Raw genomic sequence first — 26,485 nt, 5'->3', positions numbered from 1 at the left:
ATTAAATGTGGAGCAAGTCTTTATAAAAAGTTAATGTTTATGTGAACATTTCTTCTCAGGAACGGGATCATAACCAGTTCTTCCCCAAGGATGACAGCTTAAAATTCGTTTCATTCCTAAATATCCTCCGTAAAATAATCCGTGCATTTGCAATGCCTGAATCATATACGTTGAACAAGTAGGTTCAAACCTGCATGACGCAGGTGTAAAAGGTGAAATCGCAGTTTGGTAAAAGCGTACTAACAAAACAAATGGTGTAATGACTTTCATGATTTATTAGAATTTTCAGTTTTATATAGAAAAACTAGTTCCTTCTTTACCGTCTTTTAGCTGAATTCCTAAAGCAATTAACTGATCACGAATTTGATCTGAAAGAGCGAAATTTTTATCTGCTCTCGCTTGATTTCTCATTCCGATAAGCATGTTTACAACACCTTCTAATTTGTCATTATTGCTGTCAGCAGCTTTCTCATCGCTTAAGCCTAAAACATCGAAAACAAAAGCATTAATAGCTGTCGAAAATAATTTTAGATCTTCAGCAGAAATAGTTTCTTTTCCTTCTTTTAATAAATTGATGTAACGAACACCTTCAAATAACTGCGCAATTAAAATTGGCGTGTTAAAATCGTCGTTCATTGCATCATAACAAGCTTGTTTCCATGCAGAAAAATCAACAGAACTTGAAGAACCGGCTGTTATTGTTGGCAATGCATCAAGAGCTTCTATTAATCTTTTATATCCTTTTTCAGCTGCTGTAATGGCATCATCAGAGAAATCTAAAATACTTCTGTAATGCGCTTGCAGCATAAAAAATCTAGTTACTGAAGCAGAAAAAGCTTTGCTTAAAATAGTATTATCCCCGCTTAGAATCTCTCCCGGTAAAATATTATTTCCGGTAGATTTTGCCATTTTCTTTCCGTTAAGCGTAAGCATGTTGGCGTGCATCCAGTAATTTACCGGCGATTGTCCTGTGCAAGCTTCATTTTGAGCGATTTCACATTCGTGGTGTGGAAATTTTAAATCCATTCCGCCTCCGTGAATGTCGAAATGATTTCCTAAATATTTAGTGCTCATTGCAGTACATTCTAAGTGCCAGCCCGGGAAACCATCGCTCCAAGGAGAAGGCCATCTCATGATATGTTCTGGTTCGGCTTTTTTCCAAAGTGCGAAATCCTGCGGATTTCTTTTGTCCGACTGTCCATCAAGATCACGGGTGTTGGCAAGCATATCTTCAATATTTCTGCCGCTTAAAACTCCGTAATTATTAGTTTCGTTGTATTTTACAACATCAAAATAAACAGATCCGTTGGCAACATAACCAATCCCGGTATCAATGATTTTTTTAATGATTTCGATTTGCTCAATAATATGTCCGGTTGCAGTTGGCTCAATACTTGGAGGTAAAAAGTTGAAGGCTTTTAGAATATCATGAAAGTCAACAGTATATCGCTGAACAACTTCCATTGGTTCTAACTGTTCTAAACGTGCTTTTTTAGCAATTTTATCCTCACCTTCATCAACATCATCTACAATATGACCAACATCGGTAATATTACGAACATAACGAACTTTGTAATCCAGATGTAAAAAATACCTGAAAATCACGTCAAAAGACATAAAAGTCCTTACGTTTCCTAAATGCACATTGCTATAAACCGTTGGTCCGCAAACATACATTCCAACATTTCCTTCATGGATTGGTTTGAAATTTTCTTTTTCACCCGAAAGTGAATTGTATATTTTTAGTGGCTGACTGCTATATAGTGGCATAATTTTTTAATGATTTTTTTAGGAGCTATTCCTGCAGTCCGCTGTATCTTTTATCTCGTAATGACAAGACCATAAAAATACCGCTTCCATAAGGGCTAGACCATAAATATAATAGAAATATCGTAAAAAATTAGAACTGAGTATCTAATTTAATATAGTCAAGAAACTCTCTTTTTGTTTGAGGATCTTTGAATTTTCCGCCAAATTCAGAAGTTACTGTACTGCTTTCAATATCTTTAATTCCTCTTGAGTTCACACAAAGGTGTTTCGCATCAATAACGCACGCAACATCTTCCGTTCCTAAAGCTTTTTGAAGTTCCTGAACAATCTGCATTGTTAAACGCTCCTGAACCTGAGGTCTTTTAGCATAATATTCAACAATACGGTTCATTTTTGATAAACCAATAACTCTTCCACTTGAAATATAAGCAACGTGAGCACGCCCTATAATTGGCAGTAAATGGTGTTCGCAAGTAGAATAAACAGTAATGTTTTTTTCTACTAACATTTCACCGTATTTGTAATTATTGTCAAAAGTTGAAGCTTTTGGCTGTTTTGCAGGGTTTAAACCACCAAAAATCTCTTTTACAAACATTTTGGCTACTCGGTTTGGAGTACCTTTTATGCTGTCGTCTGTCAAATCCATTCCCAGCGTTTGCAGAATGTTTTCAACATCTTTTTTAATTTTTTCTATTTTTTCTTCATCAGTTATGTCAAATGCGTCCGCTCTTAGAGGGTTTTTTGCATTACTGCTGAAATGACTGTCACCTATTTCGTCTAAAAAATCTTCGTTATTTATCATTAAAAACTACTATTATAATGGGTATATCTTTTTAAGGCGGTAAAGATAATTAATAAATAGGAAACCTTTTCTATGGTTTTTACTATTTAATTGATCCTTTTTGGATATAATTTAAAATTGGTCTAATTGTATGACTTCTTTAAAAGACAAAAGACAATAACACAAATGGCTATTGTCTTTTGAAAGTTTAAGTTTGGTTTGCTTTTTATTTGCTGTTGTATACCAAAAGTGCTTCTTTTAAGATATTTACAGCAGTAATTAAGTCTTTTTTGTTTAAAACATACGCAATTCGAACCTGATTCAATCCCATTCCAGGAGTTGAATAAAATCCTTTTGCAGGAGCAATCATTACTGTTTCGCCATTTAAGTCGTAACTTTCTAAAAGCCATTGAGCAAAATCATCAGAATCTGCAATAGGTAACTCAGCAATACAGTAAAAGGCTCCTTTTGGTTTAGTTACAACTACACCTTCAATTTTATTTAATTCTGAAATTAAAGTATCTCGACGTTCTTTATATTCTCCAATTACTTCATCAAAATAACTTTGAGGCGTGTCAATTGCAGCTTCACATGCAATCTGCTCAATTGTTGGCGGGCTTAAACGCGCCTGAGCAAATTTCATTACTGTTGCCAGTACTTCCTTGTTTTTAGTAATCAAGCATCCAATTCTTGCTCCGCACATACTGTAGCGTTTTGAAACTGAATCGACCATGATTACGTTTTGTTGTACATCTTCTAAATTCATAACTGAATAGTGTACATCATCTCCATCATACAAAAACTCACGATATACTTCGTCAGCAATTAAGTATAAGTCGTATTTTTTAATTAAACCTGCTAATTGTTTAATTTCAGCTTCTGAATATAAATATCCGGTTGGATTACCCGGATTACAAATTAAAATTGCTTTTGTTTTTGGTGTAATCAACTTTTCGACTTCTTCAATACTTGGCAAAGCAAATGCCATTTCGATAGTCGAAACAAGAGGAATTACGGTTGCACTTGTAGAAGAGGCAAACGCGTGATAATTAGCATAAAAAGGCTCTGGAATAATGATTTCATCTCCAGGGTCTGTAATTGTGGCCAGTGCAAATAAAAGGGCTTCAGAGCCACCAGTTGTAACAATGATGTCTTCTGAGTTAACATTTACATTTTGGCGTTGGTAAAATTTTGCTAATTTTTTTCTGTAGCTTTCATATCCGGCTGACGGACTGTATTCTATAATACTTAAATCAATATTTTTTACCGCCTCGATGGCCACTTCGGGTGTCTTGATATCCGGTTGACCAATGTTTAAGTGATACACTTTGTGTCCTTTTTGCTTTGCTAAATCTGCATAAGGAGCAAGCTTGCGTATCGGTGATTCGGGCATGTTTCTGCCTTTGCTTGAAATTGTTGGCATGAGATTTTTTATTGAAGTGCAAAAATGCATTTTTTTTTCGAATTTAACGTAAACAATGCATAGACTTATAAAAATCTAACAATAATAAATATATTTACTAATTTTATAATAAAATATTGTCAATGAAAAAATATATTGTGTTGTTTTTTGGGTTATTGTTACCTTTTTGTGTAAAATCTCAGGATAGTTTTATTATCCAAAATAATAAAAAAAAGGCTGTAATCCCTTTTAAATTGATAAATAACCTCATTTTTATTCCAATTAAAGTAAACGGAATCGAATTGAATTTCTTATTAGATTCCGGCGTCGAAGAAACTATTTTATTTAGTATGGATGAAATGCAGGAGGTTAAATTTAATAACGTTGAAAAAATCAGACTTAGAGGATTAGGATCTGAAAGTGAAATTGAAGGACTTAAATCGACAAAAAATACTTTTGAAACACACGGATTAAGATCTGATAATCATATGTTGTTTGTGATTTTAGATCAGAGTTTTAATCTTTCGTCACATATTGGTATTCCGGTAAATGGAATTATTGGGCATAAATTCTTTAAAAATAATATTGTAGAAGTTAATTATGAAAAGCGAAAAATTATTGTGCATTCAAATAATGAATCTATTAGAAAAAAATTAGATAAAAAATTTAAAGCAATACCTATTACAATTGAAAAATCTAAGCCTTATATTTACACAACTGCAGTTGTAGATGATGAAGAAATTCCGGCAAAATTATTAATTGATATTGGTAATAGTGATGCTTTTTGGATTTTTGAAAACAATAAAATAAAACTCCCGAAGAGAAATTTTCCTGATTTTCTAGGAAAAGGTTTTAGCGGTGATATTGAAGGGCATCGTGCAAGAATTCAAAAATTTATAATTGATGAATTTGAATTTAAGAAACCAATTGTAGCTTTTCCAGATTCGACATCTATTAAAAATGTAAAGATGGTTCCGGACCGTATTGGTTCTGTTGGCGGAGAAATCTTAAAGCGTTTTACAGTAGTTTTAGATTATGCAGATAAAAAGTTGTACCTTAAAAAAAATCACAAGTTTAAAGATCCTTTTACTTATAATAAAAGTGGAATTACAATCCAGCACAATGGACTGCAATGGGTTCAGGAAACTGTTCATTTGGAAACTGTAAAGGTTGCTGCATCACTAAATGAAGGAGAACCAAACCAAAATAACGGGGGGAATTTTAGATATAAATTTTCTTTGAAACCTGTTTATGAGATTGTCAATATTAGAAAACAATCTGCAGCAGAAAAATGCGGATTGCAAAAAGGAGATATTATAACCTCCATAAATGGTGAACGGCCTTATAAATATTCGTTGCAGCAAATTAACCAGCTTTTGAAATCAGAAGAAGATAAATGGATTAATCTTGAAGTAGAGCGTAACAGTCTGATTTTGAAGTTTAGATTTAAACTCGAAGATGAGTTGTAAATTATGGATTATGATTCTTTAAATTTTTTAGATTAAAAGTTTTGTTTCATTAATGATTTTTAAAATTGTTTGAATTTTGTGAAAAAATAAGTGTTAAAACTACTTTTTTGTTTAACAAACATTAATAATTTATTAAGTTTATCAAAAAATAGCAGTTTATGGCCAAAAAATACAATGATTTCTTACGTATAATTTTATTTTTTGTTTTTTTATCATTTTTACCTCAAATAGTAAATGCTCAATGTGCAGGGAATGACGCTGCTTTCACTGTTTGTGATATTCCAGATCCTGCCAATCAATCTATAGATTTATTTTCTTTACTAGGATCAGCAACTCCTGGAGGTGTTTGGAATGATGATAATAGCTCAGGTGGTTTAAGTACTGCCACTGGCATTTTAAATGCACATACAATTCGCCAAAGTGGAATTTATCGGTATACATATACAGTAAGCGGTGTTAGTGGCTGTGTTGATAATTCAGCTACAGTAATAGTCACTATTGGAGGATACGCAGGAAAACCGTCTCCTACGGCAACAGTTTGTAGTGAAGATACTCCATTTAATCTTTTCCAAGCTTTTGATAGTGCTTATTTAGGACCGCATTCTAATGGTCAATGGCATAACGACAGTACAAATCAAAATATATCAGGCTCATCTGTTAATATTAAAGATCTAGAGGGGACTTACCAGTTTACTTATACAATGCCGGCTATAGGTTCTTGTCCTTCGCCTGCTGCTTCAACAGTATTTATAACAGTTTTCCAAGCACCAAAATCAGGTGATTCTCAAAGATTAACATTATGTGCTAGTAATGGTTTGTCAGCATACAGAAATCATGATTTATTTAATTTAATTTCAGGACAGGATCCAGGAGGAACGTGGGTAGATAATAGTAATACAGGTGAACTTAGTTTTAAAGGCGACCATGAAGTTGATATAGAAAAAATATATAATAGCATGGGTTCTAATGAATATAGCTTTTCTTATAGAGTCAATTCATCAAATCCTATTTGCCCAAATAAGCAGACAACAGTTGTAATCAGACTTGAAGAAAAACTTGATTTTACCGGAGCAATTTTAGAGGTTAACTCTGATATATGTGAAAGTGAAATACCAACAGCAAATTATACTGTTACTATTACAAGAGGGCCAGCAAATATTCCAAATGGGAGTTATTATGTTAGATATAGTGTTTCAGGACCAAGAGCAACGACAGAAACAGCTTTAGCAAATTTCAGTAACGGAGTTCTTATTTTTCCAATAAGACCAGATTTTTTTCAACAAGCTGGAAAATTTACTGTAACCATATTAGATATTTATGCCTTTAATAGTCAAAGATCCTGTACTAATACTATCAATAATTTATCAGATGATTTAATTATTTATCCTATTCCAGACCTACAAGGAGCAGCCATTACTCCTGCAGTAACTTGTCAAAATCAAGATGCCTTAATTCAGATAACAAATGCAACAAAGCTGGCAGATGGAGATTATGATATAGTGTATAAATTATCTGGGGCAACAAATGTTTCTTCACAAGTTGCAAGAATTACCGTTGTGGGAGGAAATGCAACCTTCGTTGTACCGGAAATATTTAACTCAAGAAGCGGTACCTCTATTGTAACCATTACAGCAATTACACATGTAGTTTCGCAATGCGTTAATGCAGCCAATTTATCAGGTGAGATTCTGATTAATCCTCTGCCAAATGGATCGCTTTTAAGATTGCAGATTCAAAATGTATGTTTTGGTGAAGAAGTAAAAGTAAACGTCTCTGGTTTTCAGACTTTGACAGACGTTACTTTGTCTTATAAACTTTCGGGAAGTAACATTTCTAATGTAGAAACGATTGTTTTAAATCCAGTGGATGGAAGTTCTAGTTTTATAATTCCGTCAAGCTTGCTGGTAAACTCTGGTTCAACAACAATTTCTATTATTAAAATAAAGAATAATATCACCACTTGTGAAAGTGATGTAACGGGAATATCAGCTGCTTTTATGCTAAATCCAATTCCAGCAGCGCCATCAGTAAACAATCAGGAATTTTGTAAAAGAGATCAAGCTACTATTGCAAATTTACAGCCTCAGGGAGCTCAATATAAATGGTATATTTCTGCAACTGAAGTTACACCTCTTCCAAATACATATGTTTTAAAATCTGAAGATTATTTTGTTAAGGAAACTTCTGCTGCTGGTTGTGTATCTCCTGCAACGCAAATTACTGTAACTATCAACGATGTACCAGCGCCAACTTTAAACCAAGACGGGCAAAACTTTTGCGGCTTAGACAATCCAACAATTCTTGATTTATCAAATAATACAGGATCACCTTCAACTGTTGTTTGGTATGACGCACCAAATAATGGAAACTTGCTTTCGGCTTCAACTCCTTTAGTAGATAAAGCAACTTATTATGGGTTTGATTTTTCGCCGACACAAAATTGTGTTTCACAAGAAAATATTGCCGTTACGGTTTCATTAATAGTTTGTGATTCTCCGGAATATACATTTTTTGTTCCCGACGGATTTTCGCCAAACGGAGACGGAATTAACGACACTTTCACTATTCCGGACATCGATTTTTTATACCCAAATTATTCACTGGAAATTTTTAACAGATATGGAAACGGAATGTATAAAGGCTTTAAAAATAAGCCGGCATGGGATGGAATAAATTACGAACAAAGTGGAATTGGCGGCGGAATAGCACCAAACGGAGTATATTTTTACATTCTCTATTTTAATAAAGACAATAGACCTCCTCAACAAGGGCGTCTTTATTTAAATCGATAATTTTTAATATAAATTTCAAATGAAAAAAATAATACTCTATATAACTTTCTTCTTCTATATAACATCAGTTTCTGCACAGCAGGATCCTGAATACACGCATTATATGTACAACATGAGTGTGGTGAATCCGGCATATGCAACTGGAGTTCCTGCTATGATGAATTTTGGTGGATTGTACAGAACACAATGGGTTGGTGCAGTAGGCGCTCCAAAAACTTTTACCTTTTTTGGTCACACAGCGATTTCAGATAAAGTTGAAGCCGGACTCTCTTTTATATCAGATGATATTGGTGATGGTGCTAAAAAAGAAAATAATATTTATGCTGATTTTGCATACGTTCTAAAGTTAGGAGGAAAAAATAAACTTTCTCTTGGTCTAAAAGCCGGATTATCATCAATGCAAACCAATTTTAATGGATTTAAGTTTAATGATCCTGCGACAGATATGGCTTTCGCCGAAAACATAAATGCAACAAAACCTAACATTGGAGTTGGAGCTTATTATTTTAGAGATAATCTATATGTAGGACTTTCAGTTCCTAACTTATTGAAGACGAAATATATTGAAGAAAAATCAGGAGTAAATGCTTTTGGAGCTGAAAACATTCACACTTTCCTAACCGCAGGATATGTTTTCCAAGTAAATGATATGTGGAAAGTGAAACCTGCATTTATGACAAAATTCGTAAAAGGTGCGCCCATCTCAATAGATCTAACAGCTAATGTTTTGTATAATGAAAAATTTGAACTTGGTGCAGCTTATAGAGTTGACGATTCGGTAAGTGCTTTGTTTAATTTTAATGTAACACCTACTTTAAGAGTTGGTTACGCTTATGATTATACATTAACAAATTTAGGTCAGTTTAATTCGGGAACACACGAAATCATGCTGCTTTTTGATTTGGATTTATTAGGTAAAGGATTTGATAAATCACCAAGATTCTTCTAAAATGAAAAATATGAAAAAACTACTCGTTATTATATTCGTATTTTCAATACAGTTTATAAATGCCCAGGATCAGGAATTGATTAGAGCAAAGAAATTCTTTGATAGAACTTACTACAGCGAAGCTATTGTTTTATATGAAAAATTAGCCGAAGAAAAACCATCTCAGGAAGTAATAAAAAACCTTGCCGATTCTTATTATTATACAAATGATTTAGTAAAAGCACAGCGCTATTATCGTCTTTTGATTCAAAATTATAATGACAATTTAGACAGGGAATATTATTTTAGATACGCACAAACTCTAAAAGCTACAAATGCATACAATGATGCAAATACTGTTTTAAAAGAATATTATGCAAAATCATCAAATCCCGAAGATGCAGTAAATTACGAAAAAGACGTAAAAACTCTAGAAAATGTTTCGGCAATTGGAAAAAGATTTGAAATTAAAAATCTTACAATAAATACACCAAATTCTGAGTTTGGAGCAGTTAAATACAAAGACAATTTAGTTTTTGCAGGCGTTAAATTGAAGCCGGGAATATTCGATAAAAAATTTAAATGGGATGGCGAAGCCTATTTAAATCTGGTTACAGTTCCGCTAAAAAATATTAATGCAGCAGATTCTATTACGCATTATTTTGCCAAGGAATTAAAAACCGGAATGCACGAATCAAATGCCATTTTTACCAAAGATGGAAAAACAATTTACTTTACCAGAAATAATTCTAAAAACGGAAAGAAAAAGAAAGACGACAAGAAAATTTCAAATCTTCAAATTTTTAAGGCTGAATTAGTTGACGGAAAATGGACGAATATCACATCGCTTCCGTTTAATAGTGCAAATTATTCCGTAGAACATCCAGTACTTAGTGCTGATGAAAAAGTATTGTATTTTGCTTCAGATATGCCAGGTTCTATAGGCTCTTTTGATATTTATTCGGTAAACATAAATAAAGGTGCATTTGATACTCCAAAGAATTTAGGTCCCGAAATTAATACAAATAAAAGAGAACAATTTCCTTTTGCTTCCGCAGATAATAAACTTTACTTTTCTTCTGACGGGCATTTAGGTTACGGATCTTTGGATGTTTTTGTTTCTGAAATAAACGGAAATGAATATTCAAAACCAATAAATATAGGACTTCCGTTAAACTCAAACTTAGATGATTTTGCATTTAATATCGATTCGGAAACTAAAGAAGGATATTTTGCATCAAATAGAGAAGGAGGAAAGGGCGGCGACGATATTTATCAATTTAAAGAAACTAAAGATTTAATTGTTGAAGATTGTCATCAGTTAATTACAGGTATTATTACAGATATCGACACTAAATTGGTTTTAGATAATGCAACCGTAATACTGCAGGATTCAAATAATAAAACCCTGAATACAGCAACAACTTCTGCAGACGGAAAGTTTAGTTTTAGAGTTCCTTGCGAAGCTTCGTATAAAGTTTCGGCTTTTAAAGAAAAATATACAAATGAATCTAAAACGGTAACTTTAGATAATATCAGAGATAAAGAAAATGATGCATCTTTAGCATTAAAATCTTTGGAAAAAATTAAACTCGAAGAAAAAGAAAATGCTGAAAAGAAAAGACAACAGGAAATTATTATAGAAGAAGAAAACAAGAAAAAAGAAGTTCTTGCCGCTGTCGAATTAAAGCAGAAAGAGAAAAAAGCAAAAGAAGCTGAAATCGCTGCTGCAGAAGTCAAAAAGAACGAAAAAGTAAAACAAATTTTAGAGCAGGAAAAAGATGTTGTAAGAGATAAAGATCGTTTAATTATCAAAACAGATCCAATTTATTTTGATTACAATATGTGGTACATTCGTAAAGAATCAAAAGTTGTTTTAGGAAGAGTTGTGGCACTGATGAATAAATATCCGGGAATGGTAATCGAAATTGGTTCGCATACAGATTCTCGTGGAAATGCAAAATTCAATGAAAATTTATCTCAAAAGAGAGCCAATTCGACCAGAGAATTTATCATACAATCCGGAATTGATGCCAAAAGGGTTTCTGCTAAAGGCTACGGAGAATCGGTGCCAATTATAAAATGTAAAACCGATCATGCATGCTCTGAAGAAGAACATGAATTAAATAGAAGATCTGAATTTGTGATTAAGAATTTATAAATTCTGTGAAAACAAATAATTTAATTGAGAAGCCTTTATTTTGGCTTCTTTTTTATTTAATTTTATAAAATAACCTTGAAACAAAATATTGAAATATGAAAAACCTAGTTTTACCTTGTCTGGTAGTTATCTGCATTGGATTTCAAAGCTGTAAAAATGAAGAAAAACAAAAACAAGCTGAAGCAGCAAAAGCTGAATCTGAAATAGTTGTAAAAACGGAGTGTTATCAGGCCATATATGAAAAAGATACTCTTCAATTAAAGCTGAACACTTTAAAAAATGGAAAATTAAGTGGAAATATGATTATGAAAGTTGCGCCTTCAACTGTAAGAACGGGTGAAATTAAAGGCGAATTTCATGGAGATACTTTATTTGCTGATTATACTTTTAAGGATTTAGCAACTAAAGACAAAACATTTAAAAACCCAATGGCTTTTTTAAAGAAAGACAAACAGCTTATTTTAGGAAACGGAACAATGCAGACCACAATGGGAGTTACTTACTTAGTAAAAGACCAGCCAATTGATTTTGATCGTGTAAAATATAAATTTGATGCAGCTGAATGTGCTGTGAAAACAGAAAAATAGCCACAATATTGTCATTTCGACGAAGGAGAAATCTCCGCGAGAAGCTCGACAAAGATTGGATACTAGTTGCGAGTTACTTGCGGAGATTTCTCCTTCGTCGAAATGACAAAATCATCAAAACGTGACTTTAATTCATCATAAAAAAAGCCGTTTCTAAATTTAAGAAACGGCTTTTACTATTTATTAGATTTTATTTTTGTTATAAAACTTCACCTTTAATTTTTAAGGCAACACGCCCATCAGGATAGTTTACAGCATTGGTTTCAACCGTAATTGTTTTACGAATTGGACCGACAGCCATGTTATATTTAACATCGATTTTTCCTTTTTTACCAGGCATTACAGCTGCTGCAGGTTTTGTAACAACTATAGAACTAACGGTCGATTCTGCACCAATAATTAACAGTGGCGCATCGCCGGTGTTAGTGAACTCAAAGGAGCGAACTCCATTATCAGTCTTAGAAATTTTTCCATAATCAATTGTATTGTCCGGGGCTGCAAATTCAATTTTTGGGCCATTTTGTGCATAACCTATTGCGCTAAACAATACGACTGCAATAAAAGAGGCAACATTTTTCATCTTGAAATTATTTTTAAGTTGTAAGTAAATATACATTCTTTTAATTAACACACAAATTATTAATTCGCTTTTTATAGTGTACTTAATTATTTACTTTTGCTGTCAATTACAATTACAAAAATTGAACCAAAGTTTTTAGTTTATTTGTTTAAGAGTTTAATCCTTTAACCGAACCACTCGGAAAGATTGAATAAATAAACAAATTGACCATTAAACGAATTAACGATTAAAACAACCTATTTAAATGACAATTCCAGCACAATTTGACGCTAAGACGATTGAGAACAAATGGTATGATTACTGGATGAAAAACAACTATTTTCATTCAGAACCAGATCATAGAACGCCGTATACTATTGTAATTCCGCCTCCAAACGTCACTGGTGTCTTGCATATGGGACATATGTTGAATAATACTATTCAGGATGTTTTAATTCGTAGAGCACGTTTAAAAGGTTTCAATGCCTGCTGGGTTCCGGGAACGGATCACGCCTCTATTGCAACTGAAGCAAAAGTAGTAGCAAAACTAAAAGCAGAAGGAATTAATAAAAACGATTTAACTCGTGAAGAATTCCTAAAACATGCTTGGGAATGGACAGATAAATATGGGGGTGTAATTTTAGATCAGCTTAAAAAACTTGGAGCTTCATGCGATTGGGAACGTACTAAATTTACGATGGATCCAGATATGTCTGCATCCGTAATTCGTTCTTTTGTTGATTTATACAACAAAGGTTTGATCTATAGAGGATATAGAATGGTAAACTGGGATCCGGAAGCAAAAACGACTTTATCTGATGAAGAAGTTATTTATGAAGAACAACAAGGAAAATTATTTTTCTTAAAATATAAAATCGAAGGAACTGAGGAATTTTTGACCATTGCCACAACTCGTCCGGAAACAATTTTTGGAGATACAGCAATTTGTATCAATCCAAACGATGAGCGTTTTACACATTTAAAAGGTAAAAGCGCCATCGTTCCTATTTGCGGCCGTGTAATTCCAATTATTGAAGATGAGTATGTAGATGTTGAATTCGGAACAGGATGTTTAAAAGTAACTCCTGCACACGATATGAACGATAAAACCTTAGGAGAAAAACACAATCTTGAAATCGTTGATATTTTTAATGAAGATGCTACATTAAATAGCTTCGGATTGCATTATCAAGGAAAAGATCGTTTTGTAGTTCGTACTGAAATTGCAAAAGAACTGGAAGAAATTGGAGCTTTGGCGAAGACCGAAATCCACTTAAATAAAGTAGGAACATCTGAAAGAACTAAAGCTGTAATCGAACCAAGATTATCAGATCAATGGTTTTTGAAAATGGAAGAATTGGTAAAACCAGCGATTAAATCAGTTTTAGAAACAGGAGATATTAAATTACATCCAAAACGTTTTGAAAACACTTATGCGCATTGGTTAAACAACATTCGCGATTGGAATATTTCTCGTCAATTATGGTGGGGACAACAAATTCCGGCTTATTATTACGGAGACGGAAAAGAAGATTTCGTAGTTGCAGAAAATATTGAAGACGCTTTAAAATTAGCACAAGAAAAAACTAACAATCAACAATTAACAATTAATAACCTAACACAGGATGTTGATGCATTAGATACTTGGTTTTCTTCCTGGTTATGGCCAATGTCAGTTTTTGGTGGAATCATGGATCCTGAAAGTGCAGATTATAAATATTATTATCCAACAAACGACTTAGTTACAGGACCGGATATTTTATTTTTCTGGGTTGCCAGAATGATTATTGCAGGTTACGAATATGCAGGTGAAAAACCTTTTACAAATGTATATTTGACTGGTTTAGTTCGTGACAAACAACGTCGTAAAATGTCTAAATCATTAGGAAATTCTCCTGATCCTTTAGATTTGATTGATAAATTTGGTGCCGATGGTGTTCGTGTAGGATTGCTTTTAAGCGCTTCTGCAGGAAACGATATTATGTTTGATGAAGAATTATGCCTTCAGGGAAAATCGTTCACAAATAAAATCTGGAATGCCTTCAAATTAATTAAAGGATGGGAAGTTTCAGAAACAATTCCGCAGCCGGAATCATCAAAAGTGGCGATCGAATGGTACGAAGCAAAATTACAGCAGACTTTAGTTGACATTGAAGATAATTTTGAGAAATACAGAATTTCAGATTCTCTTATGGCAATCTATAAATTAGTTTGGGATGATTTCTGTTCTTGGTTCTTAGAAATGATCAAGCCAGCGTATCAACAACCAATTGATAAAGTAACGTTTGATAAAGCAATCGAAATGTTAGAAAGTAATTTAAAATTACTTCACCCATTTATGCCTTTCTTAACGGAAGAAATTTGGCAGTTAATTGCTGACAGAACTCCGGAAGAAGCTTTAATCGTTTCAACTTGGCCAGAATTAAAACCATTCAATGCTAGTTTAATTTCTGATTTTGATAATATTACAGAAGTAATTTCTGGAATTAGAACTATCAGAAAAGACAAAAATATTCCATTTAAAGATACTATCGAATTAAAAGCAATCAACAGCGAAAATCTAACAACGCATTTTGATTCAATTGTAACGAAATTAGGAAACGTTTCTGCTTTCGAATATGTTTCTGCAAAAGTGGATGGTGCATTATCTTTCCGTGTAAAATCAAATGAGTATTTTATTCCAATTACCGGAAATATTGATGTTGAAGCTGAAATCGCAAAACTAACAGAAGAATTGAATTACACAAAAGGATTCCTGAAATCTGTTGAAGCAAAACTTTCAAACGAGAAATTTGTAAACGGAGCTCCGGAAAAAGTTTTAAATATAGAGAAACAAAAACAAGCCGATGCTTTAACAAAAATTGCTACAATAGAGCAGAGTTTGGCTGGTTTGAAATAAGAAATAGAATTTCTTTTTTATTATAAAAACCCGATAGATTTTTTTAAAATCTGTCGGGTTTCTTATTTGTAAAATATTTTGTTTTTAGCAAAAAAATATTTTTATTTTTTAAATTTTATATCTCAAAAATGATATAATTTTAATACGATTTCTATTAAAATAAAATCTCTCTTCTGAATGAAAAAAATCGTGTTGTTTGTGTTTATTTCCTCTCTTTTTTTGGGCTGTTCTAATAAAGTAGAAAACGTTGAAAAATCTTTTTATTACTGGAAAAGTAATTCTTGGCAGTTATCCGACAATGAAAAGGCAAGAATGCGCGATTTACAAGTTAACAATCTATATGTCAAATTTTTTGAAGTAGATCATGATGAAAATTATGGAGATTTTCCTATTTCAAAAACATCTTTGCGCTATTATGGAGAACAAATACTAACTATTGTTCCTACTGTATACATAAAAAACGAAGTCTTTAAAAACACCAATGAAAAAAGAATGGATACTTTGGCAGATAATGTAAACTTTCTTATAAATAAATATACAAAAGAGAATTTTGAGAAGGCTAATACTGTTACTGAATTTCAAATGGATTGCGACTGGACTTTAAAAACAAAAGACAATTACTTCTATTTTTTGAAGAAATTAAAAGCGATCTCTAAAAAGCAAATAAGTTGTACATTACGATTATATCCTTATAAATATCCTGAAAAAATGGGAATTCCGCCGGTCGACAAAGCAACTTTGATGTGTTATAACTTAGTAAACCCGCTGGATAATCATTCTAAAAATTCTATTCTGGACCTTAAGGAATTAGGCCTTTATCTTAATAAAGAAAAAAAATATCCGTTGCATCTCGATATTGCATTGCCCACTTATTCCTGGATGCAGGTGTATCAGAATAATAAATTCTCAAAAGTAATTTATGACAATCAAAAGGAAATTTTAGAATCATTAAAAAAAATAAAACCATTGTGGTATGAAGTCACAAAAGACCAGCTTGCAGGCGATTTTTATTTAAGAATAGGAGATAAAATTAAATATGAAGTATTGACTCCCGAACAAATAAACCAAGCCATTGAAATTATCAAGAAAAATGTTGTTTTTGATCCTGAAACAACTGTAACATTATTTCATTTAGACGAAGAACAATTAAGTAAATACAACGATGAAGCACTTTCTGGTTTTTATACTAATTTTAGCAAGTAATGCTATTTTTGCTTGCGGATTTTATCCTTATGGTGAAGATGTTCGTTTTTCGTTTTTTAATCCGGAAAACTTCAACTATTACTGGTATTCTGGTTTTGATTATTCTTCAGACTCTTTTGGTCCAAATCAAAAGTTTGCAGATGGAATAATAAAAATGGATGCAAATGAAAAACTTTGGATGCAATATTGCAGAAACAAAGTTTCTCTGGAATCGATAAAAGAGGTTTTGTTTGATTTTACTTTAGAAGATATTACAGATAAAAGTACAAATGAAATGCTTCGTTACCTTTATAAAATCAAAGATATTGACGCTGTCAATTATTTGAAATTTGCCAAAAAATGCGAAGTTTTTAATATTTTTAATGAGAATCTTTGGGAGCATAATCCTGCATCATTAAAGGTTGAAAACAGAACAAAATGTATTGATGAGGCAATTTTGGTTTCAAATTCAATTAAAAACAAAAACCTTAAACAACGATATACTTTTTTAGCCATACGATTAGCGTATTACAATGGAGATTTTCCAAAAATCAGAACTTTATATACTAAGGTTTTCGAAACTCAAAAACAAGATAATATATTAAAATATTGGAGTTTGTATTTCAGGACGTTTGCAGAACCAGACAAAGCTGTTGCTAGTTTTTATGCCTCGCAGGTTTTTGCAAATGCACCGGATAAGCGTTTTGTAGTTTCATCTGCATTTAATTCACAAATTCCGATTGAAGAAGTTTTAAAATACGCTAAAACAAATAAGGAAAAAGCAAATGTTTATTTACTTGGTGGAATAAAAAAAGCAGACCGTTCGCTTGATTATCTAAAACAGGTTTATAAATACAATCCTGAATTGGATGGACTTTCATTTTTGCTATTAAGAGAAGTCAATAAAATTGAAGACTGGGTTTTTACACCTTATTATTCTCTTTTTAACCCATCGATAGTATCTTATGATGAAAATGAAAAGAATTCGGTCAAGGAAATTATGAAACGTGTAGAAAGCGACCGAATTTATGCTGGTGAAGTATTGGATTTTATCAAGAACCTTAATTTTAAAAAAGTACAAAATCCTATTTTTTGGAAAACTTGTAAAGCTTATTTGTCATTTGTAACAAAGGATAATCAGGGTTGTTTAAATCAAATTTCACAATTAGAGAAAAACATACCTAAAAAAGATTCACTTTATAATCAGATTGAGATTATTAAAGCTTTGGCATTAACAGCAAATCAAAAAAATGAAAAAGCAGTTATTCTGAATGATGTTAAACCTATTTTGCTAAAAAATAAAAACCACAAGAAATTTTTATTTGCTATTGGAAGAGAATTAGAATTTAAAGGAAATCGAATTGATGCTTCATTTCTATATTCGAAATTAGAGGAAAATCCAGATAATTATAATTATTATAATTTCGCTTATTGGAAAAGCTCAAAGGCAAAAGTTGGTTACTACACAGATTATTATTCGGACTATTTTACGTATATCAATGTTTTTTATTCTCCGGAACAAGTTCAAACCATAATTGATGAAACTGTAAAAAGTGAAAAAGATTCAGATAAATTTTCTGCTTGGAAACATAGTTTTATTAAAAAAGAAATTCCAAGACTTTACGATTTAATAGGCACAAAATACATTCGTCAGAATAAATTAGAACAGGCTTTGTCTTATTTTGAAAAAAATGATAACAAATCATATAGAGAAATTAATTATTCTGATTGTTTGTGGGAAAAAGAAAATTGTGACAATAGATTAAAAGACCCTTTTCTTGTTTTAAAATACACGCCAGAATTTGTTGTGCAAAAAAAAATATTTAGGTTTGATAAATATGCAATAACTCAAAAATTAATTTTGTATTTAAAACAAGCTTCAAATCCTGCAGAGAAAAATAAAGATTATTATAATTTTTTGGTTGCCAACTGCTACTATAACATGAGTATTTATGGAAGCCTTTGGCAAGTGAGACGTTACGGACAAGGAGAAACAACTGATATTAGAGATTTTCCTATTGAAGATAACAATGAATATTATGAATGCAATCTGGCAAAAAAATATTACACACAGGCGTATAAAAATGCTAAAACAGCTAAGTTTAAAGCTTTGTGTCTAACTATGATGGCCAGGTGCGAGGCAAATAAATTAGCTCATAAATATCCGGATGATTATAATAAACCAAAGAAAAATTATGAAACTTTTCTTTGGAATAAAAATAGATACTATAAGGATTTGGAATTAAATTATGAATATGATTATGAAAGGTTAGCTTTTGGTTGTAATGCCTTTGAAGACTATTTTAAGGCAAGAAGATAAATGATTAAACCTAACAGTCCCGAAGACTCGGGATAAAACCTGTTAGGTCTTTTTATGCGTAATATTTACTTTTTCTTCTTGATAACCAAAAACAAAGGATAAGAAACAATCGTAATTCCCAAAATAACAATAAAGCTTTTTGGGTCGCTGTAAATAAATCCAATCAATAAAGCAATCGAAGCAATAATAGCAATTATTGTAGTCCACGGATACCAAAACGAACGATAAGGTCTTGGTAAATCTGGCTCAGAAGTTCTTAGTTTTAAAAGTGAAAAATAGGCAAGTCCCCAAACGATAATGGAGATAAATGCGGCGAATCCAAACAAAACTTCAAAAGAGCCAACAAAAATAATTAGCAATAAGCTGAAAATAGATGAAACCAAAAGCGCCACAATTGGCGTTCCGCCTTTATTTACGGTTGTTCCCTTTTCGATAAAAAAACCATCGCGGCTTAATCCGTAAAGAATTCTTGGTGGAATCATCATAAAAGCATTCAAAATACTGATTAAAGAAAATATCGAAATTACCGTAACGATAATAGAACCGTTTTCTCCAAATAGAATTTTAGCAACATCGGCGGCAGCCAGATTTGATTTGGCTAAAGTTTCAATTGGTAAAACATGAAAAAAGGCCGCATTTACCAAAACATAAATGGCAACAACGAGAATGACGCCGCTATATAATGATTTCGGAATATTTTTACCAGGATCGTCATTTTCTTCCGCAAAAAAGCAAGCCGCGTTCCATCCATTATAAGTTCCTATGATAAGTTGTAATGATTTAAAGAATCCGAATAAAAGTCCGATTTGAAAAAACGAATTATCTGTTTTAATTGGAGCAATTTCAACGCCCGAATGCATAAAACATGCTACAACCAAAGCCACAAAACAAATTACTTTCAGGAAACTTGTAATCTGCTGAATTACGCTTCCGTTTTTCACACCGCTTAAATGAATCAATACAAAAGCAGCTAATAAGGAAATAGCCATTACTGTTGAATAATTAGCAAGAGCAGGAAACAAAATAATCATGTATTCACTAATTACAATACAGTAAAATGCAGGCGGAATAGCATTTGTAATATAATCAAACCAGCCTGATAAAAATCCGGCATATTCACCAAAAGCTCTTTTGATATAATTATAAGACCCTCCGGCTTTTGGTAACATTGTAGCAAGTTCTGCATACGAATTCGCGCCAAATAAAATATACAAACCGCCAAAAAGCCAAGATGCAAGAATAAGCCAGTAATTATTTAATAAATCTGCAATCGAGCCTGGCGTGCGTAAAATTCCAACTCCAATTGTTCCTCCAATTAAAACGGCGATATTAAAACTTAGACCTAAACTTTTCTTTAATTGGTTTTTTGTAGAATCAGACATATTTGGATTTTATGTTTTATACAAACAAAAGTACTTATAAAAAGAGATACATTTTTTAACAAAACAAAAAACCTCACCTTTTGCAAGATGAGGTTTAAAGTTTCCAAAAAACATTCTAATTTCTAATAATCAGAAAATGCAGAATGGAAAAAATCTAATTCAAAATTTTAGAATTTATAACGCAGACTTGTCATAATTTGACGAGGTGCAATTGGGTTTACACTATAATTTTCGTGAACGGTATAATTCAATTCGTTTGTAATGTTTGATAATCTGCATAAGATGGAGAATTTTTTCCATTCATACCCAAGAGAAGCATCTACAGTAACATAACCTTCCAAAGGAATATCACGATCTCTAATTGTTACCGTATATGTTTTTGGATTGGTTGAAGGTGTATTTTCTGTCCATAAATAATCATCATTCCAACCTCCTGTACGATCTCCAACATAATTTCCAATCGCTCCAAAAGTTACTCCTTTTAATAAACCGCTAGGCAATTTGTAGAAAAAACTCAAATTGGCAGTGTTTTTTGGAGTTCTTGCTAAAATATCTCCAACAACAAGGCTTCCGCTTGTACCAGATGATTTAGATACTTTTGTTTCATTAAAACTGTAACCAGCCATAATGTTCAAACCTTCTAAGGGGGTCGCAGTAATATCTATTTCGACTCCTTTTCCTTTTGTAGCTCCAACTAATTCTTTTAGATTAGTATTAACGTTTTGTGTAACACCGTCTGATAAATATTGAGCTGTTTGGGCTAAATTATTATTGGTAATTTGATATAGTGTTACGTTAGTAGTCAAAAGACCTCTAAAAAAATCTTTTTTCACACCAACTTCATATTGATCTATAATAGATGGATCTAATGGTTTTGCATCTACTGTAGTTCCTGTATTTGGAGTAAAAGAGTTTGAGTAACTCACAAACAACGATAAATCTTTAGTTGGCTGTACGACCAATCCTGCTTTAGGCGAAAAAGCTTTGTTTATAGTTTTTGCACCAGTTACAGGTATTGCATCTTCGTAAGTAGTTGTAATAACATTAACATTATTCTTTTTCTCAATCACTTCTTTTGTAGTGGTAACTTCACTTTGCTGCCACGACCAACGTAATCCTGCCAGAACTTTAATGTATTTATTAATCGAAACTAAATCTTGAAAATAAGCTCCAAAACGCTGCGTTTCTGTACTGGTTAATTGCGTAGTTCTTGTTGGATAAGGAATAACAGTACTTTGTGTGCTATAATCATAAGTATATAAGTTAATAGCGGTGGCTTCTGTTGTTAAAAGATCTGCAGGTTTTCCAGGAGCATAGAATCCAAAAGTATAATTTGGAGCTATAGAATTTTCGTAATCAACTCCTGTAAATATTTGATGTTTAATGCTTCCGGTATTAAAATTTCCCTGTAAACTTAATTGGTCTCCAAATATTTGTTCGGCAGCATCCGCTTTTGTTAAACCACGTTTCCAGTTTCCATTTGCATCAATTGTACTTAATTGGGCTGTAGAAGTTTGTGTTCTTCTGTAAGATTGGTAAGAAGAATTAAAATTTAATTTCCAATTTTTATTAAAATCATGATTAAATAATAAAGAAGCGCTAGAAGATTTAGTATTTGCAGTAGACCAAAGTGCTCCGAAGAATTCATTACGAGGTAAGTCTAAAATTGTTTTTCCGTAAATTCCGGTTCCAAAATCCGGAGTCCAGTCAGCACTTAGATAATCTCCTTGTAATGTAATTTGGGTTTTATCTGAAATATGAAATAGGAAAGAAGGGTTTATATAAATACGTTCGTTCTTTACAAAATCCCTAAAACTTTCTGAATTTTCATAAGATCCTGTAAATCTGTAAGCAATAGATTTATTTAAAGGTCCGTAAAAGTCAACAGATGGTTTATAATAAGAGTAACTCCCCATTTGCATAGAAACTTCTCCACCGCTTGTAAATTTTGGCGTTTTGGTAACTAAATTCATGATTCCGCCAGGAGCAACATTTCCATACAATAAAGCTGAACCTCCTTTTAAAAATTCAACTTTTTCTAAAGAAGAAACTTCAGGTATAGAACCGGCATTATATCTAAAACCATTTTTGAACATATTGTTAGCACTCATATCATATCCTCTTGAAAAGAATGATTCCTGCGCACCACCACGAGCAGATCCTACATAAACACCATTAAGGTTTTTTACTACTTCACTTAATCTAATTGCTTGTTGTTGTTCGATTACTTCACTGCCAATAACCTGAACGCTTTGTGGCAAGTCCATTACTTTAATACCTGAACGTGCTGCTTCAACTGGCTTTTTAGGTTTATTTGCCGTGATTAATACTTCATTAAGGATTTCTCCTTTTTTGTTTTTTACAGTATCGGCTGCTGTACTGTTTTCTGTACTTGTATAGTTTTGGCTATAAGAAGAAGCAAAGCATAGTAAGGCTAAGAATGTAATTAAATTATGTTTCATGGTATTTATTTAGATTCAATAAAAATTATCGAGTGCAAATATAGAACTGACAACACCTTAACAAAAAATTATGAGATGATTATCTTGCTTAAAGTTGTATTAGTTTTGTCTTAAGATTGTCTTAATATTTTGCTTTTGTAACTTTAATTGTTTATGATACGATATTATATAAAACAAAAAAACCTTGCCCAAAAGAGCAAGGTTTAATCGAAAATTAAAATCTAAAAAAGTTTTGAAAATTATTTAACTGTAATTAGGTAAGTAGCCATTTTCCAGATTTCATCGTATTTTTTACCGTTATGGTCTCCGGCAGCTTTTTCAGTATGGGCATATTCTACCATGTAATTTCCTGACCAGATTGGTGTAAAAGAAAATTCACCTTTTTCATTTGTCCATAATTCTTTTTCCCATCCGTTTGGAGCAATTACTTTAATTTTAGTTTCTTTAGCTATAGCCCCATCATAAGATGCAACTCCGGTAATTTTAGTATCTTTTTTGGCAGCATCTGCATTTTCTGAGAAAACAGCAATTTTATTTGTGTTAGATGCAATGCTGTTTCCTGCAGTTTTGTTTCCAACAACTACAGTTGCGCTTGAGTTGTAATCTAATTTCATTGTACCGTAAACATCTTTTACTGTATGCTGCATTACGATTGTATAAACTCCGTCTTCATCTGGAGTAAAAAATGACTGATATTTATTATCTAAAGCTTTTGAAGTAAGTTTTGTTTCTTTTTTTGACGGAGAAACCAATACCAAAGTAAAATCTTTTAAATCAGAGAACCATTTATCTGCTTTTGTAATATCATTTTCCGAAAATTCTCCAAAATAAATTGAAATTTCTTGTGCTTTTCCTTTAGTTCCGGTTGCTTTAGTTTCGATCCAAAGTGCGTGAGCAAAAAGTTGAGGTGCAGCAAAAAGCATTAAAAATGCAAATGTTATTAATTTAAAAGTTTTTGATTTCATGATAATAAGATTTAAAATTAATATTGAAAAATCCCGATAAACACTCAGAATTTTTGCTTTATGGGTTATTATTTTGTGTCACAAATGTACTGTTTAATATTCGTTGCACAATGCTTATTTAGATTAATTATTGATAATGTAGTGAAATAATGCTGTAAGTTTTTAAAATATCAAAAAAGGGACTAATAAAAATTAATCCCTTTTTTGATATTTAACTAGAATGAAATTGAGCTGTCACCCTGAGCGAAGTCGAAGGGCTTTAAAGCACGAGGGGCTTCGACTTCGCTCAGCCTGACAAAGCTTAAGCTGCACTTGATAATCTTTTAGAATTTATAAGCAAAACTCGCTACAATATTTCTTGGTTTTTGCGGGTTCAATGTTGACCAGCCTCCGTTGAAATAATCTTTGTTTGCAATATTATTCACATTGAAGCTTACGCGAAATTTATTTGAATTGTAAAAAACAGATCCGTTTATAACTGTATATGCCGGTAAAACAAATTTCCCAGTTACAGAACTATCCAAAATAGCATTATCGCTGGCATAATTTCCACCAAAACCTAGACCGAAATTTTCTAATAAACCTTCATTAAATTTATAACTTGCCCAAAGATTTACTAAATTTTTTGGTCCGGCCCAAAAAGGTCTTTGCCCTTGATCTAACCAAACATTTCCTTGATCTCCTTTTGTAATTTTACTGTCATTATAACTGTATCCGGCAATAATACTTAAACCTTTTACAGGTGCAGCGTTCAAATCAAATTCAAAACCTTTGCTTCTTGCTTCACCGCCTTGTGCGCTGTACATTGGGTTACTTGTAACTAAATTGGCAACATTAATAAGATAAAAACTTGCAGTTGCAGTTAATTTATCTGAAAATAAATCTGTTTTAATTCCGGTTTCTAACTGATTAGCGTGTTCAGGCTCAAAAGTTTGAGATCTGATAAAATTTCCATCATTATCATATATGGCCGAAGGAGCGATATTTCTAAAACCGTTCATGTAATTTGCAAAAACAGATAACTGATCTTTTATTGGCTGGTAAACAATTCCAAATTTTGGAGATAAAGCCGTTTGATTATAATTGTCATCGGCTGTTTTAACATTTCCTTCAGTATCAAAATAATCAACTCTTAAACTTGCCATTGCCAATAAAGTAGGAGTGATGTTTAATACATCAGATACGTAAGCACTATAAGTCGCGTCTTTAGAGTGATAATCAGGTCCAGCTTCTGCAGCTAAAGCTTTATCTACAGATTCTACAGTTAGGTAATTTGGATTAAGATCATCAAATTGTCTCACTTCGCCTTGTGCTGTAAGATTATAAAGTTTTGCATAACCTGTACCTGCAAAAATTACATCTCTTTTAAAATAATCAAAACCAATTACAATACGGTTTCTCATAGGACCAATTTTAAAATCGCCTATAAAATTTTGCTGAATATCTGTGGTTGAAGTTTGTGATTTTTCTTTAGTAATCCATAAGCCAAAATCCCTGTTTCCATCTTCATTATCATAAATATAGGAGTAATAACCATTTGATTTAGAATTTCCTCTTGAAAATACAGTTTGTGAGCTCCATTTAGATGAAATTTTATAATTCATATGAGCCTGCAAATTGAATCTTGGATTTTTTATTGATAAGTCATCACTGTAAAATGATAAATTGGTATTGTAATTTAAGTCGGCTAGATTAGCAAATTGCAGAGGGGCATCCCTTCCTAAAAACAGCATTGACGGCGTTGTTTTTTCTTCCTGCATAAATTCTGTATTCAATAAAAAAGAAAGTCTTTCATTTACTTTATAAGATAAAGTTGGAGCTATAAAATAAGAAGTTCGAAAACCGGCATCCTGAAAGCTGTTTTCTGTTTGAAAAGAAGAATTAACTCTAAATAAAATGTTTTTATTATCATCGAGAGGTGTATTGATATCTGCTGTAGCTCTGTTCAAACCAAAGCTTCCAACAAGATAGGAAACTTCACCTCCAAAACCTTCGTACGGTTTTTTAGTAACCGTATTAATCAGTCCGCCGTAACTTACCAAACTGCTTCCGAATAAAGTTCCAGACGGGCCTTTTATAACTTCAATACGTTCGATATTGGCAGGATCTAATGTTCCGCTTGTTAAGCCCGGTAATCCGTTAACGATATTAGCCTGAACTTCAAAACCACGAAGCGAATAATAAGAGCCTCCATCGCCGCCGCGCCCTGTAGATTCCCATAATTTCTGAATTCCGGGCACGTTTTTCAATGCGTCTTCATAATTGGTAATCGCCTGTTCTTTCATCAATTCAGATGAAACTATGTTGTAAACCTGTGGATTTTCAATGTTTTTAAGTGGAAGCTTCGAAACGTATGTACTTTGCTTAGGAAAAGCTTTTCCTCTGTTACCGGTAATGATAAATTCCTTTAATTGTTTGTTAGAAACAGCCAATTTTAAATTAAGAGAAGTTGTTTCATTAGTAGTTACACTTATTTGTTTTTCTAGTGTTTCATATCCGGTTAATGAAACTTGCAGTGTGTAAGTATTTGGTTTTATGCGGTTAAATTCAAAAGCACCATCTTCATTAGTAATTGTGCCGTATTTTGAATTTTTAAGGATGATATTAACACCAACGGCAAGTTCTCCGTCAGATGTAGTTATTACTCCTTTAATTTTACCTAAGTTTTGCTGTGCAAATACATTACAGCTGAAGAATAGCAACAAACAGATTTTGGTAAGGATCTGTTTAAAGCTGACATTTGAATAATTCATTGGATTTCTTTTTTTGGATATTTTTTATTATTTAGAATAAATAAAAACAACACAAATTTAGAAATTTTAATCT

General features: G+C 32.3%; 17 protein-coding genes. 8 read left to right on the top strand and 9 right to left on the bottom strand.

From position 1 onward, the window contains the following. Positions 1-30 precede the first annotated feature (30 nt). The 4 genes from yidD to ACODSB_RS13560 all read right to left on the bottom strand — a co-directional run bounded on the left by yidD (position 31) and on the right by ACODSB_RS13560 (position 3,974). A complete protein-coding gene (gene yidD / locus ACODSB_RS13575; protein ID WP_291149357.1) occupies positions 31-270 on the bottom strand; it encodes a membrane protein insertion efficiency factor YidD in 240 nt (79 codons plus the stop codon). A 21-nt stretch (positions 271-291) separates the two neighbouring features. Next, positions 292-1,770 carry a cysteine--tRNA ligase gene (gene cysS / locus ACODSB_RS13570; RefSeq protein ID WP_488937442.1) on the bottom strand — a complete coding sequence of 493 codons (1,479 nt, stop codon included), beginning with the start codon at positions 1,768-1,770 and terminating at the stop codon, positions 292-294. A gap of 130 nt (positions 1,771-1,900) precedes the next feature. After that, on the bottom strand, positions 1,901-2,572 hold the full coding sequence (folE, locus tag ACODSB_RS13565) for a GTP cyclohydrolase I FolE (RefSeq protein ID WP_091495932.1): 672 nt from the start codon (positions 2,570-2,572) through the stop codon (positions 1,901-1,903). Between the two features lie 205 nt (positions 2,573-2,777). Further along, positions 2,778-3,974: a pyridoxal phosphate-dependent aminotransferase gene (locus ACODSB_RS13560; RefSeq protein ID WP_488937441.1), complete on the bottom strand. Its 1,197-nt coding sequence runs from the start codon at positions 3,972-3,974 to the stop codon at positions 2,778-2,780. Between the two features lie 122 nt (positions 3,975-4,096). Here ACODSB_RS13560 and ACODSB_RS13555 point away from each other — a divergent pair, with 122 nt between their 5' ends. From ACODSB_RS13555 to ACODSB_RS13535, 5 genes are all read left to right on the top strand, one after another. Further along, on the top strand, positions 4,097-5,422 hold the full coding sequence (locus ACODSB_RS13555; RefSeq protein ID WP_488937440.1) for a PDZ domain-containing protein: 1,326 nt from the start codon (positions 4,097-4,099) through the stop codon (positions 5,420-5,422). Between the two features lie 158 nt (positions 5,423-5,580). Then, on the top strand, positions 5,581-8,214 hold the full coding sequence (locus ACODSB_RS13550) for a T9SS type B sorting domain-containing protein (protein ID WP_488937439.1): 2,634 nt from the start codon (positions 5,581-5,583) through the stop codon (positions 8,212-8,214). Between the two features lie 19 nt (positions 8,215-8,233). Next, positions 8,234-9,163: a PorP/SprF family type IX secretion system membrane protein gene (locus tag ACODSB_RS13545; protein ID WP_488937438.1), complete on the top strand. Its 930-nt coding sequence runs from the start codon at positions 8,234-8,236 to the stop codon at positions 9,161-9,163. Between the two features lie 10 nt (positions 9,164-9,173). Beyond that, positions 9,174-11,303 carry an OmpA family protein gene (locus ACODSB_RS13540; RefSeq protein ID WP_488937437.1) on the top strand — a complete coding sequence of 710 codons (2,130 nt, stop codon included), beginning with the start codon at positions 9,174-9,176 and terminating at the stop codon, positions 11,301-11,303. Between the two features lie 95 nt (positions 11,304-11,398). After that, on the top strand, positions 11,399-11,890 hold the full coding sequence (locus tag ACODSB_RS13535) for a hypothetical protein (protein ID WP_053470972.1): 492 nt from the start codon (positions 11,399-11,401) through the stop codon (positions 11,888-11,890). Positions 11,891-12,089: 199 nt separating this feature from the next. Here the strand turns inward: ACODSB_RS13535 and ACODSB_RS13530 are convergent, their stop codons facing one another. Next, on the bottom strand, positions 12,090-12,470 hold the full coding sequence (locus ACODSB_RS13530) for a DUF1573 domain-containing protein (RefSeq protein ID WP_488937436.1): 381 nt from the start codon (positions 12,468-12,470) through the stop codon (positions 12,090-12,092). A 244-nt stretch (positions 12,471-12,714) separates the two neighbouring features. Between ACODSB_RS13530 and ACODSB_RS13525 the strand changes: the two genes are divergently transcribed. The 3 genes from ACODSB_RS13525 (at position 12,715) to ACODSB_RS13515 (ending at position 18,850) form a co-directional block, all read left to right on the top strand. Further along, positions 12,715-15,348 carry a valine--tRNA ligase gene (locus ACODSB_RS13525; protein ID WP_488937435.1) on the top strand — a complete coding sequence of 878 codons (2,634 nt, stop codon included), beginning with the start codon at positions 12,715-12,717 and terminating at the stop codon, positions 15,346-15,348. Between the two features lie 177 nt (positions 15,349-15,525). Further along, the gene (locus ACODSB_RS13520; RefSeq protein WP_488937434.1) at positions 15,526-16,551 is read left to right on the top strand and encodes a hypothetical protein; all 1,026 of its coding nucleotides are present in this window, start codon (positions 15,526-15,528) and stop codon (positions 16,549-16,551) included. After that, positions 16,511-18,850, top strand: coding sequence for a hypothetical protein (locus tag ACODSB_RS13515; RefSeq protein WP_488937433.1), 2,340 nt, complete (start codon positions 16,511-16,513; stop codon positions 18,848-18,850). Before ACODSB_RS13520 ends, ACODSB_RS13515 begins: the two co-directional genes overlap by 41 nt. A gap of 65 nt (positions 18,851-18,915) precedes the next feature. On the opposite strand, the gene ACODSB_RS13510 is transcribed toward ACODSB_RS13515, so the two are convergent. The 4 genes from ACODSB_RS13510 to ACODSB_RS13495 all read right to left on the bottom strand — a co-directional run bounded on the left by ACODSB_RS13510 (position 18,916) and on the right by ACODSB_RS13495 (position 26,412). After that, positions 18,916-20,232, bottom strand: a complete 1,317-nt coding sequence (locus tag ACODSB_RS13510) for an APC family permease (protein WP_488937432.1) — start codon at positions 20,230-20,232, stop codon at positions 18,916-18,918. A 167-nt stretch (positions 20,233-20,399) separates the two neighbouring features. Continuing rightward, positions 20,400-22,694 carry a TonB-dependent siderophore receptor gene (locus ACODSB_RS13505; protein WP_488937431.1) on the bottom strand — a complete coding sequence of 765 codons (2,295 nt, stop codon included), beginning with the start codon at positions 22,692-22,694 and terminating at the stop codon, positions 20,400-20,402. A 239-nt stretch (positions 22,695-22,933) separates the two neighbouring features. Next, positions 22,934-23,659, bottom strand: coding sequence for a DUF4198 domain-containing protein (locus tag ACODSB_RS13500; RefSeq protein ID WP_488937430.1), 726 nt, complete (start codon positions 23,657-23,659; stop codon positions 22,934-22,936). Positions 23,660-23,982: 323 nt separating this feature from the next. Beyond that, positions 23,983-26,412, bottom strand: a complete 2,430-nt coding sequence (locus ACODSB_RS13495; protein ID WP_488937429.1) for a TonB-dependent siderophore receptor — start codon at positions 26,410-26,412, stop codon at positions 23,983-23,985. Between the last annotated feature and the right edge of the window lie 73 nt (positions 26,413-26,485).

Source organism: Flavobacterium sp. FG68 (genome assembly GCF_057808895.1).
The sequence above is the reverse complement of the archived record's forward strand: the minus strand, read 5'-3'. Positions and strand labels throughout refer to the sequence as shown.